1 protein-coding gene is annotated in these 218 nt (G+C 47.7%); it reads right to left on the bottom strand.

The window, feature by feature from the left end; translation table 11 throughout:
- A partial coding sequence (locus HJW02_RS14535; protein WP_345778211.1) for a TrmH family RNA methyltransferase occupies positions 1-218 on the bottom strand: 218 nt, incomplete at both ends.

The raw sequence follows: 218 nt of genomic DNA, 5'->3' as shown, positions 1-218 counted from the left end.
GATAGGATTATCGATAGAGATTGATTTCTCCGTGAGTGCCATAGCGACTGTACGGAAACCCTGTTTACGCAACTCATTGGGAGAACCGTCCAACCAAGTCCATGGTATCAGGAAGACAGAACCCATCGAAACCCTGACTGCACGTCGGTTTAACGGATCACAAGAATTGCGTGTTAATAATATAGCATCTATCCCCAAGGCGGCTGCGGAACGGAAGA

This window comes from Akkermansia sp. GGCC_0220, assembly GCF_017566105.1.
GTDB classification, from domain to species: Bacteria; Verrucomicrobiota; Verrucomicrobiia; order Verrucomicrobiales; family Akkermansiaceae; genus Akkermansia; species Akkermansia massiliensis.
This window is presented reverse-complemented; position numbering and strand designations above follow the sequence as displayed.